This is a genomic window from Acinetobacter sp. MD2(2019) (genome assembly GCF_035615615.1).
Classification (GTDB): Bacteria; Pseudomonadota; Gammaproteobacteria; order Pseudomonadales; family Moraxellaceae; genus Acinetobacter.
This window is the reverse complement of the sequence record NZ_VTDU01000005.1, coordinates 85,899-99,991: the sequence shown is the minus strand read 5'-3', so window position 1 is coordinate 99,991 and position 14,093 is coordinate 85,899. Positions and strand designations below refer to the sequence as shown.

The following is a 14,093-nucleotide window of genomic DNA, read 5'->3' as shown; positions in this document are numbered from 1 at the left end:
TTAATGCTTTCTTTGTTGATATTTACGCAAAATAAACTCGCCAACAAGTAAACCACCCATCAACAAGTAAGAGATGAATCCATTATAAAGCACCCATATTTTCATTGGTGCGAAGAAAACGGTATACAGTGCAATCAGTGCATTGATTAAAAAAAAACCGCACCAAACCATAGTCACTTTACGCGTCCATTGCACACCCGATTCAGGCAGATTGGGTTCAAACACGCGTGCAAAGCGCTCAATCATCGATGGTGGTCGCCATAATGTCAGTAGAAAAATACTGAGCGAACCTAAGCTCATCGCCACAGGATAAAACTTTAACCAAGTCTGATCTTTAAACACCAAACTTAAGCCACCTGCTAAAATCGCCAAATACGTCAAAGGCAGCATGGGGCTGTTTCGCCCTGTCCAATAACGGACGATGCCCAGAATCATCAGCGCAATACTCATCTCCCACAGCTTTCCATGTGACAAACTCCATCCCACTAAAAAGGGATAGGCAATCAAAATTAAAGCTGTGAATAGTTTGATGAGCTTAGACATTATTTGGTCATGTTCTGAATCACAACGACAACATCTTGTATGGTGCGCACATTTTTAAAATCTTCAGGCTGTACTTGCTTGCCCGTTAATTGCTTAATTTTAACAATCAAATCTACCGCATCAATACTGTCGACATCGAGGTCGGAATATAAATTAGAATCTGGCTGAATTTTTTCAGGCTCAATTTCAAATAATTCGTCCATCCATGCACGCAACTGTTCCAATATATGTTCTTGAGTTAACATGATAATTCCTTATTTTGCCTGCATTTCTACTAATTTAACGAGACTTTGAATAGACTGAAAATATTTTTTAGTATCCTCAGATTCAGCACTCAAGTGAATGTTATAGCGTTTTTTTAACGCCAAACCGAGCTCTAGGGCATCAATTGAATCTAAGCCTAAACCTTCATTAAATAGCGGTGCTTCATCCTGAATATCCGCAATAGAAATGTCTTCTAACACCAAAACATCAATAATCATTTGTTTTAGCTCATCAGCAAGATTGCTCATGTTTACTCAATGCTCCTTTAAATAGATGATAAAAAAATTGATTTAATAGGCGTACATTTTTGGGTGTTACTTCAAGCTCATTTAAAGCATCGGTCACATGTACGGGGTCTAAAACATCAATTTGTATATGAAATGCCTGAGAAGGAATGTGATACCACTTTTCATTTTTAGTTAATGTGGATGGCGTGCAGCGTATAAGTACAGGTCGAATCGGCACTTGCGCACGTAAAGCAATATTGGCAGCACCGCGCTGAAAATCATTAATGATATGATTTTCTGCTGTGCGTGTTCCTTCTGGAAAAATAATTAACGAAGCAGCATCGGGTTCTTGTAATCGCTGTACACAGTCCTGAATAAATTGCTCAGAGCCTTCATTTAAAATATATTTTGCATTTTGTACTGGGCCACGGGTAAATGGATTACGCCATAATCCTTGCTTAACAACACAATTGGCTTTTGGCATTAATCCAATCAACAACACCACATCAATTAAGGTGGGATGATTGGCAATTAATAATTCACCCTGACTATTTTGTAATTTTTCAAGCCCTTCAACACTGTAGGTCATGATTCCCAATTTGGTCATCATTTCAATAAACCCATGAAAACTATGTCGTATCACTTGTTGGGTTAAATGAATACGTTTTTCTGGATCTGACGTATAGCGCTTCACAACAGGTGCAATGATACAACCTACAGCTAAACCACCCACACCAAAACTGGTAAAGCTAAAACTGGTTGCCAGCATTCGCCAAGCATAATTGATTTTCTTTTTGTATTTTAAATTTAACATTTTTGCCACAACCCCAGTTCTTCTTGTGTCTGATTTTGCCAAAAATTAAAGAATAGCTGAGGCTGTTGTATTGTTTGCGCAGACATATTTTTGATATCTAAACAAATATTCGGTGTACTTAAACTCACAATAGCCGCCATAGAATAAGCTTCTTGAGTTTCTCTATTGGCATAAATGTCGGGCAATGGTGCATCATAGTAAACGACCAACACCGACTGCGCATGAGGCTGTGTTTTTAAAAAAGCATACGCTTCTATCATGGCCTCTTCCCAAGAACAGCTTAAACTGGTCGATGGGGTCGCATCTTGAAATAGAATAGAGTACAAACCAGCAATCGCATTATGTACCGAGGTAGAAAACTGCGTAGGTGATGGCGTTTGATCCGTTAAAATATCTCTGAGAATATCTAAAGTTTTTTGTTCATCGCCAAATTTAGACACCCAAACGATATAGTCAAACTGATGTGAATCGGCGGCTTGCAGCACACTATTAAATGCCAGTTTTGCCAAAGCTGAAAGACGGCGGCGTTGCATAGCAGGGACATGATTTAGCAACCTCAGGTCTGAGCATGATGTTGTTGCATAAAGCTGCTGTAATTGTAAATGCACCACGCGACCCTAAAGCTGAAACTAAAAACCACGCTATTATAAAGAAAAGTCATGGTTAAATTAACAAAAAATACATTTAATTATTCTCATTTCGCATGGCTAATTGTAAATGCAAACTTAAGCGGTGATTCATAGCTACTCAATTGATCTAAAAACAGCCAAAAAATCACAAAAAATAAATAACCTAATATCTTTCATATAAAAAAAGCTATCCATCGATAGCTTTTTTTAATTCAAAATTAACGCTTATATTTCTTTTCAGCCTTTTTAAATTTCTGAACATAACGGCGCTTACGTGCAGCGACGCGTTCATCCACTTGCGATTTACGCCCTTCAAATGGATTTTCAGAAGTTTTAAAGTCAACACGAACAGGTGTTCCTTCCAGTTTATAGACTTTACGGAACACATTTTCTAAATAACGACGATAATCCGCAGGGGTTTTATCAACCTTATTACCATGAATAACAATCGTTGGTGGGTTTTGTCCGCCCATGTGTGCATAACGCATTTTAATACGTTTGCCCGAAATCATTGGTGGTTGGTGCGCATCGGTTGCATCATTAAGAATCTGAGTTAATTTCGCAGGTGAAACTTTCAAATTTGCAGATTCATAAGCACGGTGAATTGAAGGATAAAGCTCGCCTACACCTGTACCATGTAATGCTGAAATTAAATGGATTTTCGCCCAAGGAATAAAGTCAAAACGGCGCTCTACATCTAACTTACATTGCTTACGGTCGTATTCGGTCATGTTATCCCATTTATTAATGGCAATAACCATGGCACGACCTGCTTCTAAAGCGTAACCAATTAAATGTAAATCTTGTTCTACAATGCCTTCGCGTGCATCCACCACAACCACAACCACATGTGCATCTTTCATGGCTTGAAGCGTTTTCACAATTGAGAACTTCTCAATCATTTCATCCACTTTACCTTTACGACGCACACCTGCGGTATCAATTAAAGTGTATTGACGACTATCGCGTTCAAAGGGAATATAAATAGAATCACGCGTTGTGCCCGGTTGGTCAAATGCAACCACACGGTCTTCACCCAACAAACGGTTAACTAATGTTGATTTACCCACATTTGGACGACCAATAATGGCTAAACGCAAGCCTGTATTTTTGTCATGCAGTTCTGGATTTTCATCTTCCGGTACATCAGCCAATACATCTTCAAGCATTTGCTGCACACCACGCCCGTGACTTGCAGCCACTTGCATTGGTTCGCCCATACCCAGTTTATAAAACTCAACTAAAGCCGCTTCAGCATGCACACCATCGACTTTGTTGGCAACCAAGTATACTTTTTTGCCCAAAGTACGTAATTCACGCGCGATTTGCTCGTCAGACGCCAATAAACCCGCACGCGCATCGACCACAAAAACAATAATGTCAGCTTCATGAATGGCTGTTTTTGACTGCTCAGCCATGTAAGAGTCAATACCGCCTTCATTTTCACCAATACCGCCGGTGTCAACCACAATAAATGATTTGTTTTGATAAACCGCATCACCATATTTTCGGTCGCGCGTCAGGCCCGCGAAGTCAGCAACAAGTGCATCACGACTTTTTGTGATTTGATTAAATAATGTTGATTTTCCAACATTCGGACGCCCAATCAGCGCAATAACGGGTTTCATAGATTAACGATTCTGCCAAACGCTTAACGCGCCTTTTTGAGTTGAAACATAAAGTTGATTGTCAATCACACGCAAAGAACTTACTTGTCCTTTGGTGTTCGATCGACCAATTAAATTACCAGTGTTCGGGTCAATTAGACTTAAGACGCCATCAAAGTCACCCACTACAAGGTCTGAACCGAGCAATACAGGATTACTTAAATTACGGCGTAACAGTTGGTCATTTTCCCATAATTTTTGACCACTCATTAAATCATAAGCAATCACTTTACCATCATCGGTACTAACAAAGACTTTGCTTTGAGTGACTTCAGGGCGCTGACGGCTACTCACATCATCGCTCCAAACCACTTGTTGTTGCTGAAGGTCAGTCACAGTCACTTGGCCTTGATAGCTGGTTGTGACCATAAACTGTCCCATCATAACAGGTGTACTCACGCTATTTAAACGCTGTACATCGGAACGTCCTTCTGCAACAGCAACGCGGCGTTGTAAACGCGGCACGCCACTAATCACATCAATACCGTAAACATATGAATTTGCAGTGGCAATCAGCACGTTATTTGGGTCGAGCTGAACGGGTGCTGCCTGACCACGTAAGCTTAATGGCACATTCGGTAAACGATACGTCCATAATTGCTGGCCAGAATTTTCATCGTGCGCATAAACATTACCATCGTTACTTACAGTAATTACACGACCCGCTTGAATATGAGAGGCAGTAATAATTGAACCAGAAAGCTGTGCCGTCCATTTTACCTGACCGCTAGTTTGGTCTAAGGCAATTAATTGACCTTTTTGATTTCCAACAATCACCACGCCATCTGCAGCTTCAACGCCTGCACTTAAGCCTTCGTCTTTAGAGACTTTGGTTGACCATAGGCGTTGTTTGCCTTTGTAGGCTTCAACAATTCCTTTCGGGTCTGCAATAAACAATACCCCTTGATCGGCTGCAATTTGTAAGTTCAAATCGTCATTTTTATTGCTTGCAGTCACACTTTGTGAGAATACAGGAACCAATTGTTTCGATTGCACCAATTTCGGCAATGCATTGGGCTTGGTGTTTTCTTCTTTGACTTTATTTGATGAGCAACCAACCAATGCAGCAGCAACGATTGTTAGTGCAAACGGGAGTGTAAATTTTTTATCCATTTTAAGACTCATCCACCTGTGTTTTCAAAATTGGGCGTTCAATGTTTTGATCATCAACTAAAACGCCAACACTTTCGAGTTTAATTTGTAAAATTTGTCGTTCTTGTTTACGGGCAATTGTTGCATCCCATGCACTTTGATACACTTTCTTAGCATTCGCCATATCATTTTTAGCAACAAAAATATCACCACGTGCTTCATCTGCAGACGCCTTAAATGCATCAACAGTGACTAAATCTAAGGTTTTTAACGCATCGTCATATTTTTTTTGTGCTGTTTGCGCATATGCCAAACGAAGATTGACCAACTGTAACAAACCTTCATCATCCACTTTTGAAGCTTGCACTTTTTTCAATTCACGCTCTGCAGCAGCATAGTTGCCTTGATCAAAAGCCACTTTCGCCATGACAAATTGAGCTTGAATGGCTTGTGCTGAGTCAGGCGCTTTTTTAAACACAGTGTCAGCAATCGGTGCAAGCTGCGTATAGGCTTTTGTATCGCCCGCCGCACTTTGTGCTTGATCGATCAACTGCTGAACTCGTGCAGTTTCATTTTGCAAACGATGATGTTTTTTGTTCTGCCAATAGTTCCAACCAAAAAAAGCAATGAGCGCAATTAGAACGCCGCTTACCGCCGCAGAACCATATTTTTTCGTAAATGATTTAAGATTATCAAGCTGCTCATCTTCTGTTAGCGCATTCATTGCATGATCCTTTTTGGCTAAATCTATAAATTATTGAGCAAAATATTGCATTAAAAATGGAAGAACATCGGCAATTGCCAAGTCTTTTTGTTCCGCAGTTGCCAAGGTTTTAAGCGCAACCTGCTGACTTTCCCATTCGCGTTCACCTAAAATAAGTGCAAAAACAGCACCGGATTGATCGGCCTTTTTCATTTGGCTTTTCAAACTACCTTGTGAACCCGTTTTAAGACGAATTGACGCACCTGATTGTTCCAGCTGATCACGCAATTGCTCGGCCCACAGCAACGCTTTACCTTGATAAGCAGGATCTGCCAATAAGAACACTTCACAATCACGCGCGGCTTGTTGTGCTTCTACTTGCTCAAGCAACAACAATAAACGCTCCATTCCCATCGCAAAACCTACTGCAGGAACTGACTGGTCAGGCTTGCCTTTTAACTGACCCACCAAACCATCGTAACGACCACCGGCACACACTGTACCTTGTGAACCTAAGAAGGTAGTGGTCCATTCAAACACAGTTTTGTTGTAATAATCTAAGCCACGAACCAATTTTTGGTTGATGACAAATGCAATACCTGCATCGCTTAAATATTGCTGTAATTGTGAAAAGTGCTGCAAGCTGTCTTCTTTTAAGAAGTCATGCAATTTCGGTGCATGTTCTAAAATTTGCTGTGTGCGTTCATTTTTAGAATCTAAGATACGCAGTGGGTTGGTGGTTAAACGGCGCTGAGAATCTTCATCTAACTCCTCTTTATGCGCAGTTAAAAACTCCACCAAGGCTTGACGATATTCATTACGCTCATCCATCTCGCCCAAGGTATTTAATTCTAATTGAACTTTATCTAACACACCCATGCGTTTCCATAAACGCGCGGTCATTAAAATGAGCTCTGCGTCAATATCAGGTGTTGCTACACCAAAGGTTTCTACCCCAAATTGGTGAAATTGACGATAACGGCCTTTTTGCGGTTTTTCATAACGGAACATTGGCCCGATATACCAAACACGTGGTGTTGCACCGCGCAGCAAGTTATTTTCAAGCATGGCGCGAACACAACCGGCAGTCCCTTCAGGACGTAAAGTCAAAGATTCAGGTGGATTGCCTTTATCAAAAAAGGTGTACATTTCTTTTTCAACGATATCGGTGGCATCACCAATTGCACGTTTAAACAAGCCCGTATGCTCAACAATCGGCAAGCGAATTTGCTGATAGCCGTACGCATCCATCAACGCAGATAAATGCTGTTCCAAACGTCTCCACGCAGGTGTTTGCGTTGGCAGAATGTCGTTAAAACCTTTAATAGCAACAATTGAACTCATGACTTACTCAAAACTGGTACGAATAATTTCTTTGGCTTTCGCTTCTTCAAGCTTTTGAACACGTTGACGAACCATACTTTCAATTTCATCAACCAATTGATGGGTATCAATTAAATGGCTTTTTTCACCATTTCGATACACCAATGAACGTGGACTTGCCCCCACCACACCAATATCGGCTTCTTTGGCTTCACCCGGCCCATTGACTTTACAGCCAATCACCGACACATCCATCGGCGTGCGCACATCTTCTAAACGTGCTTCTAACGCTTGCATCACTTGAATCACGTTAAATTCTTGACGTGAACAACTTGGGCACGCAATAAAGTTAATGCCGTTCGAGCGTAAACTTAATGATTTTAAAATATCAAAACCAATTTTAACTTCCTCTTCAGGCTCTGCCGCCAATGAAATACGCATGGTGTCACCAATGCCTTCCATGAGCAAACCACCCAAAGCCACCGCAGATTTAATTGAACCGGTCCGATAAATACCCGCTTCGGTGACACCCAAATGCAGTGGATTATCAATTTGTTGCGACAACAAGCGATATGCATCGAGGGTTAAAAATACATTCGAGGCTTTTACGCTGACTTTAAATTCGTGAAAATCTAAACGGTCTAAAATATCAATATGGCGCATTGCCGACTCAAGCAACGCCTGCCCTGTCGGTTCGCCATATTTTTTTTGCAAATCTTTTTCAAGTGAACCCGCATTTACACCAATACGGATAGAAATACCATGATGGCGTGCCGCAGCAACCACCTCACGTACTTTTTGATCTGAACCAATATTACCTGGGTTAATTCGCAAACAATCTGCGCCATAATCGGCAACGGCAAGCGCAATACGATGATCGAAATGAATATCTGCAACCAATGGCACAGTCACGCGTTTACGAATCGCACCAAAGGCTTCGGCAGCTTCCATCGTCGGCACTGAAACCCGCATGATGTCTGCACCGGCATCTGCACAGCGCTGAATCTGCGCCACAGTTGCATCGACATCGCATGTTTCAGTATTGGTCATGCTTTGAATGCTGATTGGCGCATCACCACCCACATATACCGAGCCAACACGAATTTTACGTGTTGGGCGGCGTTTAATTGGATTTTCTATCATGACTCAGCTCGGCTTTAATCGGTTAACGTGACAGACGGAAATCTGCTTTGCCATTCACCGTATAAGGTGACAATGAAATCACTTCATTATTTAAACTTAATGAAGCCACAGCTTCTGCATCATCTAAACGAATTTGAAAAGGTGAAACACCTTTTAAATCCAAACTGTCGGCCTGACGACCACTTGCAAGTACTTTGCCAGTCGAATCGACAATATTGACCGATGTTGGACGAGCAAATTTAAGCACCAATTCATCACCACTGGCTGTCGATGCATTTTGATCGACCGAAAGCACTTCAGTATTCGTCTGTTGACCCGCAGCAGGTTGTGCCGCTTGGCGGTGCTTCGCCGACCACTTTTGAATGCCCATCACCACCAACGCCAATAGCACTAACGCACCGACCAGATAGGCTGCGCGTTTTAACCATTTTTTATTGCGATCGCTATTCGAGCCTTGCAATTTCCCCATAATTTTAATTGGAGAATCTTTTAAGGCATGATTCGGCAATAAGCCGGTATCGTTGGCATAAATTTCGTCAAAACGCTGAATAATGGTCGAAGCATCGACATCTAAAAATTTTGCGTAGGTGCGATAATAGCCTTTAATAAAGGTGGCTTCAGGCAACGATTTATAATCGTCTTTTTCTAAAGCTTCCAATGTTTTTACAGGCAAGCTTAATGCTTTAGATACGTCAGCCAACTCGCGTTTTTGATTAAGACGAATATGACGTAAATATTCACCTGGACGTTGAACATTGCCTAATGTATTAGGGGTTGTTGGGGTAGCCGTCGATTGTTGTGAATTTGGATTTACTTCCATACCGCCTCAGTACTGTACTGTAATTGCAAATAACGTTGATATTCTTGGCTTTCAGGGAATAATGCCCTTAATTGGTTCACCAAGACCTGCATGCTCATGTTATCACCATTTGCACGCATAATGCGAATACCGACCCATAGCCCACGCGCAGACTGATTTTTACTGCCAACGATACGCACATAGGTATCGTAAGCATCATTTGCAGAAGCCTTGTCTTGGCGCAGGTAAAAAATTTCCGCTAACTCTAACATTGAAACACTTGAGCTTTGATTGACTTGCAATGCCTGTTTGAATGTTTTTTCAGCATTCGACACATCACCAAGCTTCATATATGCTTGTCCAAGGTTTTCAAGCGCCATTCCGCGCTGCTCATACCCTAAGGTTGAACCTGCAATTTTTAGCTGTTCGAGCGCCTCATTATAACGACCCAATTGAAACAGGTAACGCCCATAATTGTTACGGGTTTGTGCATCGGTCGAGTCTAAAGAGATTGCACGTTTAAAATAACTGTCTGCTTTGGCTAAATTTTCAGGGCTGCCTTCTTGTTGTAGCAAAATGCCCATCAGCATATTGGCTTGCACATTACGGCTGTCTTGTTCAAAGACTTCATCTAATGCACGTTTTGCCGCATCTAATTCACCATTACGTAAATATTCTGCTGCAATTTGAGTTCGAATTTCAGCCGCCTTTTTCGGGTCTTTTTTAAACTTGGTCGGCTGTACACTCATATCAGGATAATTTTTTTGCTGATCTTTTGTTGTAATGGTGAGCCCCTGACAACCTTGTAAACCCAAGGTAAAAATCCCAAGCCCCACCAATGCAGCCATCTGTTTTATGCTGTTATTTTTCACACTCAAATTACCCCTAAACTTGAGAATCACCCCTGAGAGCGCATAATCTCATTCTTCTCAGAAATTTTCTTTTGCCATTGTGCAGCACGGCGAGTACGGTCTGCCACTTGCCCAACCAATTGACCACATGCTGCATCAATATCATCGCCACGTGTTTGACGAATCGTACAAACAAAACCAGCATCCGACAAGGTCTTTTGAAAAGCAATAATTCGGTTTCGGCTTGAACGTCCATAAGGCGCATGCGGAAATGGATTGAATGGAATTAAGTTAATTTTACTTGGTAAATTTTTCAACAGTTTAATCATTTGTTGTGCATGTTCAGGATGATCATTCACGCCATCCAACATCACGTATTCAATGGTCACATGCTTACGTGAGCTTTCATTACCATCTTTAGTAATATAGCGCTGACACGCAGCAATGAGTTGTTCTAATGGATATTTTTTATTAATTGGCACCAATTCATTACGCAGTTCGTCATTGGGTGCATGTAATGAGATTGCCAAAGCAACATCAATATCTTGTGCAAGTTGGTCAATTTTCGGCACAACACCTGACGTTGATAAAGTCACGCGGCGCTTCGACATGCCATAAGCAAAGTCATCTAACATAATGGTCATCGAACTTAAAACAGCGTCATAATTGAGTAATGGCTCACCCATGCCCATCATCACCACATTGGTGACTGAACGCTCACGCTCTGCTACAGGCACATCTTCCATATACGACTGGTTTGCGACCCAAAGCTGCCCAATAATTTCATCGGGTAATAAATCGCGCTGGAAACCTTGCTTACCGGTTGAACAAAATGAACAATCGAGTGCACAGCCCACTTGGGAAGAAATACATAAGGTTTTACGTGAACCGGTTTTATCTTCGGCAGGAATAAGCACGGTTTCAACCAAAGAACCTGCGCCATCACCAACACGAAACACCCATTTACGGGTTCCATCTTTAGAATAGTTACGATGCACCACTTCTGGCGCTTTAATTTCACATTTTGCTTCTAGTTTTTCTCTTAATTTGCCTGAAATATTGGTCATTTCAGCAAAATCAGTCACAAAATACTGATGAATCCATTTCATCACCTGACCGGCACGGAACTTCTTCTCACCCATTTTTTCAAAAAATTGTTCAAGTTCAACCCGTGACATCCCAAGCAAATTGACTTTTTGCACAGGCGTTGCAGGTTGTTGCAATGTGGCGGTGTTGTTCTGCTCATCTAAAACCAAAGACGAACCCACTGCTTCAATAGCCATATGTAAATACCTAAACACGATTGAGGAGAAAAAAAGGACTGTTCAAGCAGTCAGAGAAATTTAAGGAATAAAAAAACCAGATAAGCAGTATAACACTTATCTGGTTTTAAGTATCTCGATTAACGAGTACGTGGGCAAACTTCTGTTTGAGCAAAGAAGTAAGACACTTCACGTGCAGCAGATTCTACAGAGTCAGAACCGTGAGCAGCATTTTCGTCGATGCTTACAGCGAAATCTGCACGGATTGTACCAGGAGCCGCTTCTTTAGGGTTTGTCGCACCTAAAATTTCACGGTGAGCAAGTACAGCGTTTTCGCCTTCAAGTACAGACACAACGACTGGACCAGAAGTCATGAACGCAACTAAATCAGCAAAGAAACCACGTTCTTTGTGCTCAGCGTAGAAGCCTTCAGCTTCAGCTTGAGAAAGGTGTTTCATTTTAGTTGCAACAACTTTAAGACCAGATTTTTCAAAACGTGCAAAAATGTCACCGATGTGGTTTTTTGCAACTGCGTCTGGTTTTACAATCGATAAAGTACGTTCAATTGCCATGATTAGGCTCCTCAACTCAAATATTAGAGATAAATTTTTGCCGCATTATACCCATGAATAGGGGAATAATCAGCAGTTAATATGTAAAAGTTTAATTTTTTACAGTTTTAATTGGCTTCATCAATCCAAGCCATCTGAATGGCTTCGAGTAAACCTTCGGTCGACTTCTGCGGATCATCACCAAAATCGGGTAAAGCACATACCCATGCGTGTAAATCGGTAAAGCGCACCCACTGCGGATCAACCTCTGGATGCGCTTCTAATAATTCAATTGCAATATCAATACTGTCTGACCAACGTAAAGCCATATTTATTCCCTAAGCATAACCAATGGGCTACTTTAACAAAATTTTGTATCGGGGTGCAGCTTAGAGTTGTATTGCATAAATTGGTGCCAACCACAAACTCAAGCCTGCAATACATACACCTAATGTCGCACCCATCAGCACATCGCTTGGATAATGTAGCCCCAAAACCATTCTTGATAGCCCAACCAACAAGGTAAATGGCAGCATCAGAATTAATAAGAGAGGCTCAATTGCACCCAAAATACAGCTAAACATCACTGCATGTTGAGTATGTCCAGAGGGAAAACTAAAATGATCGAGCGGGCGCTCACCCAAAACAATCACTTGATGAACCTGATACGGCCGCGGTCTGACGGTTTTGCGTTTTAATAATTTATAAACCGTTGTTGAAAATAAGGTTGTGATTAAAATATACAGCACAGGCAAAACACTCTGCCACGCTTGCATCAAGGCTGTCAGCAACAGCATTGCAGCCCAAAACCAACCATCACCTAAGCGACTCACCCACTTAAAAAACAAGCTGACTTTAGAAAATTGCGAGAAATGATTTAAATACAAGCAGCCTTGTAAATCGAGCGCCAAAATTTTTATTTTTAAATTCTGCATATTCATATACGCCACCTAAATTTAAGTGAAACCATAATGAAAGCGCTGCACCACACCTTGTAATGCTTGCTCAAATTGCCGAACAGGATGCGCCCATCCCACATGTTGTACTGCAAGATGCGCCCGCCGCCCCATGGCATGTAATTGTTTTAAGCTTGGAAACTGTGCCAGTTGTTGTTGAAATAACTTTGGCTGTTGCAAAGGAATTTTCCAACCGGTAACGGTATGTTCAAGATATTGATGAGCGCAGGCATAATCGTACGCCACCACAGGCAAACCACTGGCCATTGCCTCCAAAACCACATTGCCAAAGGTTTCAACCTGACTTGGAAATACAAATACATCAGCACTCGCATAGGCTTCGGCAAGTTTTTTCCCGCGAAGTGCTCCTGTAAAAATCACATCATGCAGCTCGGCTAGTTTTTCTAACCGCGCCCGATCAGGGCCATCACCAACAATCACCAATTTTAAGTGTTCAACGCCCTGCTGTTTTTGTGCAATATAAGCGGCAATAACATCATCAATTTGCTTTTCAGGCGACAACCGCCCAACCGACAACATAACCGTGGTTTGTTCATCGGCTTGCCACGATTGACGCAGCGCATCCGAACGAAAAGTAGGTGAAAAATGCTGTGAATCCACGCCACGCCCAACCACAGCCAAAGGACATTGAACCCCATATTGACGTAGTGCATCCGCAGTATGTGGGCTGGGCACACAGGTTAATTGGGTTTGATTATGAAACCAACGCAGATAATGCTGGATTGGCTTCACCAAAAAAGCCAAATCAAAAAAGCGGCTAAACTCATCAAAGGGCGAATGAAAACCACTCGATAACGGAATGCGTTCTAAGTGGGCAAGTTGTAAACCCAATAAGCCCAAAGGACCTTCCGTGACCACATGAATAATATCGGGTTGAAATGTTTTAATGGCTTGGCGGACTTTACGATACTGCGGCATGCCAAAACTTAAATTTGGATATTTCGGTAAGCGCTGCGCAGCGACCAAACATTGTTGATCGGGAATAAACTGCTCGGTCGTGTGACTTTGTTCAGGACGAATCAATAAAATTTGATGCCCTTTTTGCTGTAAACCTTGGCACAAATGCATCAGTGATTGCGCCACACCATTCAATTCGGGTGGCCATGTTTCAGTCACTATTGCAATCTTTAATTTTTGATCGGAAACTAGGGGGAGTTGTATTGCATGTACATTATGAATGGACTTTAATCCGAAGATATTCCAAAAATTCGACTGACCTTTTAACACTTGACTCAGCGACATCATCAT

17 protein-coding genes are annotated in these 14,093 nt (G+C 41.7%); all 17 read right to left on the bottom strand.

Annotation, left to right across the window (positions count from 1 at the left end; all coding sequences use genetic code 11):
- Nucleotides 1-543 (bottom strand): septation protein IspZ, encoded by a 543-nt coding sequence (locus I2F62_RS04485; RefSeq protein WP_324625823.1) that lies wholly within the window; start codon nucleotides 541-543, stop codon nucleotides 1-3.
- Nucleotides 543-794 carry an acyl carrier protein gene (locus I2F62_RS04480; RefSeq protein WP_324625871.1) on the bottom strand — a complete coding sequence of 84 codons (252 nt, stop codon included), beginning with the start codon at nucleotides 792-794 and terminating at the stop codon, nucleotides 543-545. The genes I2F62_RS04485 and I2F62_RS04480 overlap by 1 nt, the downstream gene beginning before the upstream one ends.
- A gap of 3 nt (nucleotides 795-797) precedes the next feature.
- A complete protein-coding gene (locus tag I2F62_RS04475) occupies nucleotides 798-1,055 on the bottom strand; it encodes a phosphopantetheine-binding protein (RefSeq protein ID WP_324625822.1) in 258 nt (85 codons plus the stop codon).
- Nucleotides 1,039-1,848, bottom strand: a complete 810-nt coding sequence (locus I2F62_RS04470; protein WP_324625821.1) for a lysophospholipid acyltransferase family protein — start codon at nucleotides 1,846-1,848, stop codon at nucleotides 1,039-1,041. Before I2F62_RS04470 ends, I2F62_RS04475 begins: the two co-directional genes overlap by 17 nt.
- Entirely contained in the window at nucleotides 1,842-2,459 is a 618-nt protein-coding gene (locus I2F62_RS04465) for a beta-ketoacyl synthase chain length factor (protein ID WP_420713716.1), read from the bottom strand. Before I2F62_RS04465 ends, I2F62_RS04470 begins: the two co-directional genes overlap by 7 nt.
- A 236-nt stretch (nucleotides 2,460-2,695) precedes the next feature.
- Nucleotides 2,696-4,105, bottom strand: a complete 1,410-nt coding sequence (gene der, locus I2F62_RS04460) for a ribosome biogenesis GTPase Der (protein WP_324625820.1) — start codon at nucleotides 4,103-4,105, stop codon at nucleotides 2,696-2,698.
- Between the two features lie 3 nt (nucleotides 4,106-4,108).
- Nucleotides 4,109-5,257: an outer membrane protein assembly factor BamB gene (gene bamB / locus I2F62_RS04455; RefSeq protein WP_324625819.1), complete on the bottom strand. Its 1,149-nt coding sequence runs from the start codon at nucleotides 5,255-5,257 to the stop codon at nucleotides 4,109-4,111.
- Nucleotide 5,258: 1 nt separating this feature from the next.
- Nucleotides 5,259-5,960 carry a YfgM family protein gene (locus I2F62_RS04450; protein WP_324625818.1) on the bottom strand — a complete coding sequence of 234 codons (702 nt, stop codon included), beginning with the start codon at nucleotides 5,958-5,960 and terminating at the stop codon, nucleotides 5,259-5,261.
- A gap of 30 nt (nucleotides 5,961-5,990) precedes the next feature.
- A complete protein-coding gene (hisS, locus tag I2F62_RS04445; protein WP_324625817.1) occupies nucleotides 5,991-7,283 on the bottom strand; it encodes a histidine--tRNA ligase in 1,293 nt (430 codons plus the stop codon).
- 3 nt (nucleotides 7,284-7,286) lie between these two features.
- Entirely contained in the window at nucleotides 7,287-8,405 is a 1,119-nt protein-coding gene (gene ispG, locus I2F62_RS04440) for a flavodoxin-dependent (E)-4-hydroxy-3-methylbut-2-enyl-diphosphate synthase (protein WP_324625816.1), read from the bottom strand.
- A 22-nt stretch (nucleotides 8,406-8,427) separates the two neighbouring features.
- On the bottom strand, nucleotides 8,428-9,225 hold the full coding sequence (locus I2F62_RS04435) for a helix-turn-helix domain-containing protein (protein ID WP_324625815.1): 798 nt from the start codon (nucleotides 9,223-9,225) through the stop codon (nucleotides 8,428-8,430).
- Entirely contained in the window at nucleotides 9,216-10,052 is an 837-nt protein-coding gene (gene pilW / locus I2F62_RS04430) for a type IV pilus biogenesis/stability protein PilW (protein ID WP_324625869.1), read from the bottom strand. The genes I2F62_RS04435 and pilW overlap by 10 nt, the downstream gene beginning before the upstream one ends.
- 50 nt (nucleotides 10,053-10,102) lie before the next feature.
- Complete coding sequence (rlmN, locus tag I2F62_RS04425; RefSeq protein ID WP_420713721.1) at nucleotides 10,103-11,323, bottom strand: 23S rRNA (adenine(2503)-C(2))-methyltransferase RlmN; 1,221 nt, start codon at nucleotides 11,321-11,323, stop codon at nucleotides 10,103-10,105.
- A 134-nt stretch (nucleotides 11,324-11,457) separates the two neighbouring features.
- Nucleotides 11,458-11,889: a nucleoside-diphosphate kinase gene (gene ndk / locus I2F62_RS04420; protein WP_324625813.1), complete on the bottom strand. Its 432-nt coding sequence runs from the start codon at nucleotides 11,887-11,889 to the stop codon at nucleotides 11,458-11,460.
- 107 nt (nucleotides 11,890-11,996) lie between these two features.
- Entirely contained in the window at nucleotides 11,997-12,197 is a 201-nt protein-coding gene (iscX, locus tag I2F62_RS04415; protein ID WP_324625812.1) for a Fe-S cluster assembly protein IscX, read from the bottom strand.
- 60 nt (nucleotides 12,198-12,257) lie between these two features.
- The gene (locus I2F62_RS04410; RefSeq protein WP_324625811.1) at nucleotides 12,258-12,809 is read right to left on the bottom strand and encodes a phosphatase PAP2 family protein; all 552 of its coding nucleotides are present in this window, start codon (nucleotides 12,807-12,809) and stop codon (nucleotides 12,258-12,260) included.
- Between the two features lie 15 nt (nucleotides 12,810-12,824).
- Nucleotides 12,825-14,093, bottom strand: a complete 1,269-nt coding sequence (locus I2F62_RS04405; protein ID WP_420713715.1) for a glycosyltransferase family 4 protein — start codon at nucleotides 14,091-14,093, stop codon at nucleotides 12,825-12,827.

Coding starts and splice junctions, on each gene's coding strand:
- I2F62_RS04485 (WP_324625823.1), bottom strand. CDS start 543: ATGTCTAAGCTCATCAAACTATTCACAGCTTTAATTTTGATTGCCTAT.
- I2F62_RS04475 (WP_324625822.1), bottom strand. CDS start 1,055: ATGAGCAATCTTGCTGATGAGCTAAAACAAATGATTATTGATGTTTTG.
- I2F62_RS04470 (WP_324625821.1), bottom strand. CDS start 1,848: ATGTTAAATTTAAAATACAAAAAGAAAATCAATTATGCTTGGCGAATG.
- der (WP_324625820.1), bottom strand. CDS start 4,105: ATGAAACCCGTTATTGCGCTGATTGGGCGTCCGAATGTTGGAAAATCA.
- bamB (WP_324625819.1), bottom strand. CDS start 5,257: ATGGATAAAAAATTTACACTCCCGTTTGCACTAACAATCGTTGCTGCT.
- I2F62_RS04450 (WP_324625818.1), bottom strand. CDS start 5,960: ATGAATGCGCTAACAGAAGATGAGCAGCTTGATAATCTTAAATCATTT.
- hisS (WP_324625817.1), bottom strand. CDS start 7,283: ATGAGTTCAATTGTTGCTATTAAAGGTTTTAACGACATTCTGCCAACG.
- ispG (WP_324625816.1), bottom strand. CDS start 8,405: ATGATAGAAAATCCAATTAAACGCCGCCCAACACGTAAAATTCGTGTT.
- I2F62_RS04435 (WP_324625815.1), bottom strand. CDS start 9,225: ATGGAAGTAAATCCAAATTCACAACAATCGACGGCTACCCCAACAACC.
- pilW (WP_324625869.1), bottom strand. CDS start 10,052: ATGGCTGCATTGGTGGGGCTTGGGATTTTTACCTTGGGTTTACAAGGT.
- ndk (WP_324625813.1), bottom strand. CDS start 11,889: ATGGCAATTGAACGTACTTTATCGATTGTAAAACCAGACGCAGTTGCA.
- iscX (WP_324625812.1), bottom strand. CDS start 12,197: ATGGCTTTACGTTGGTCAGACAGTATTGATATTGCAATTGAATTATTA.
- I2F62_RS04410 (WP_324625811.1), bottom strand. CDS start 12,809: ATGAATATGCAGAATTTAAAAATAAAAATTTTGGCGCTCGATTTACAA.
- I2F62_RS04405 (WP_420713715.1), bottom strand. CDS start 14,093: ATGATGATGTCGCTGAGTCAAGTGTTAAAAGGTCAGTCGAATTTTTGG.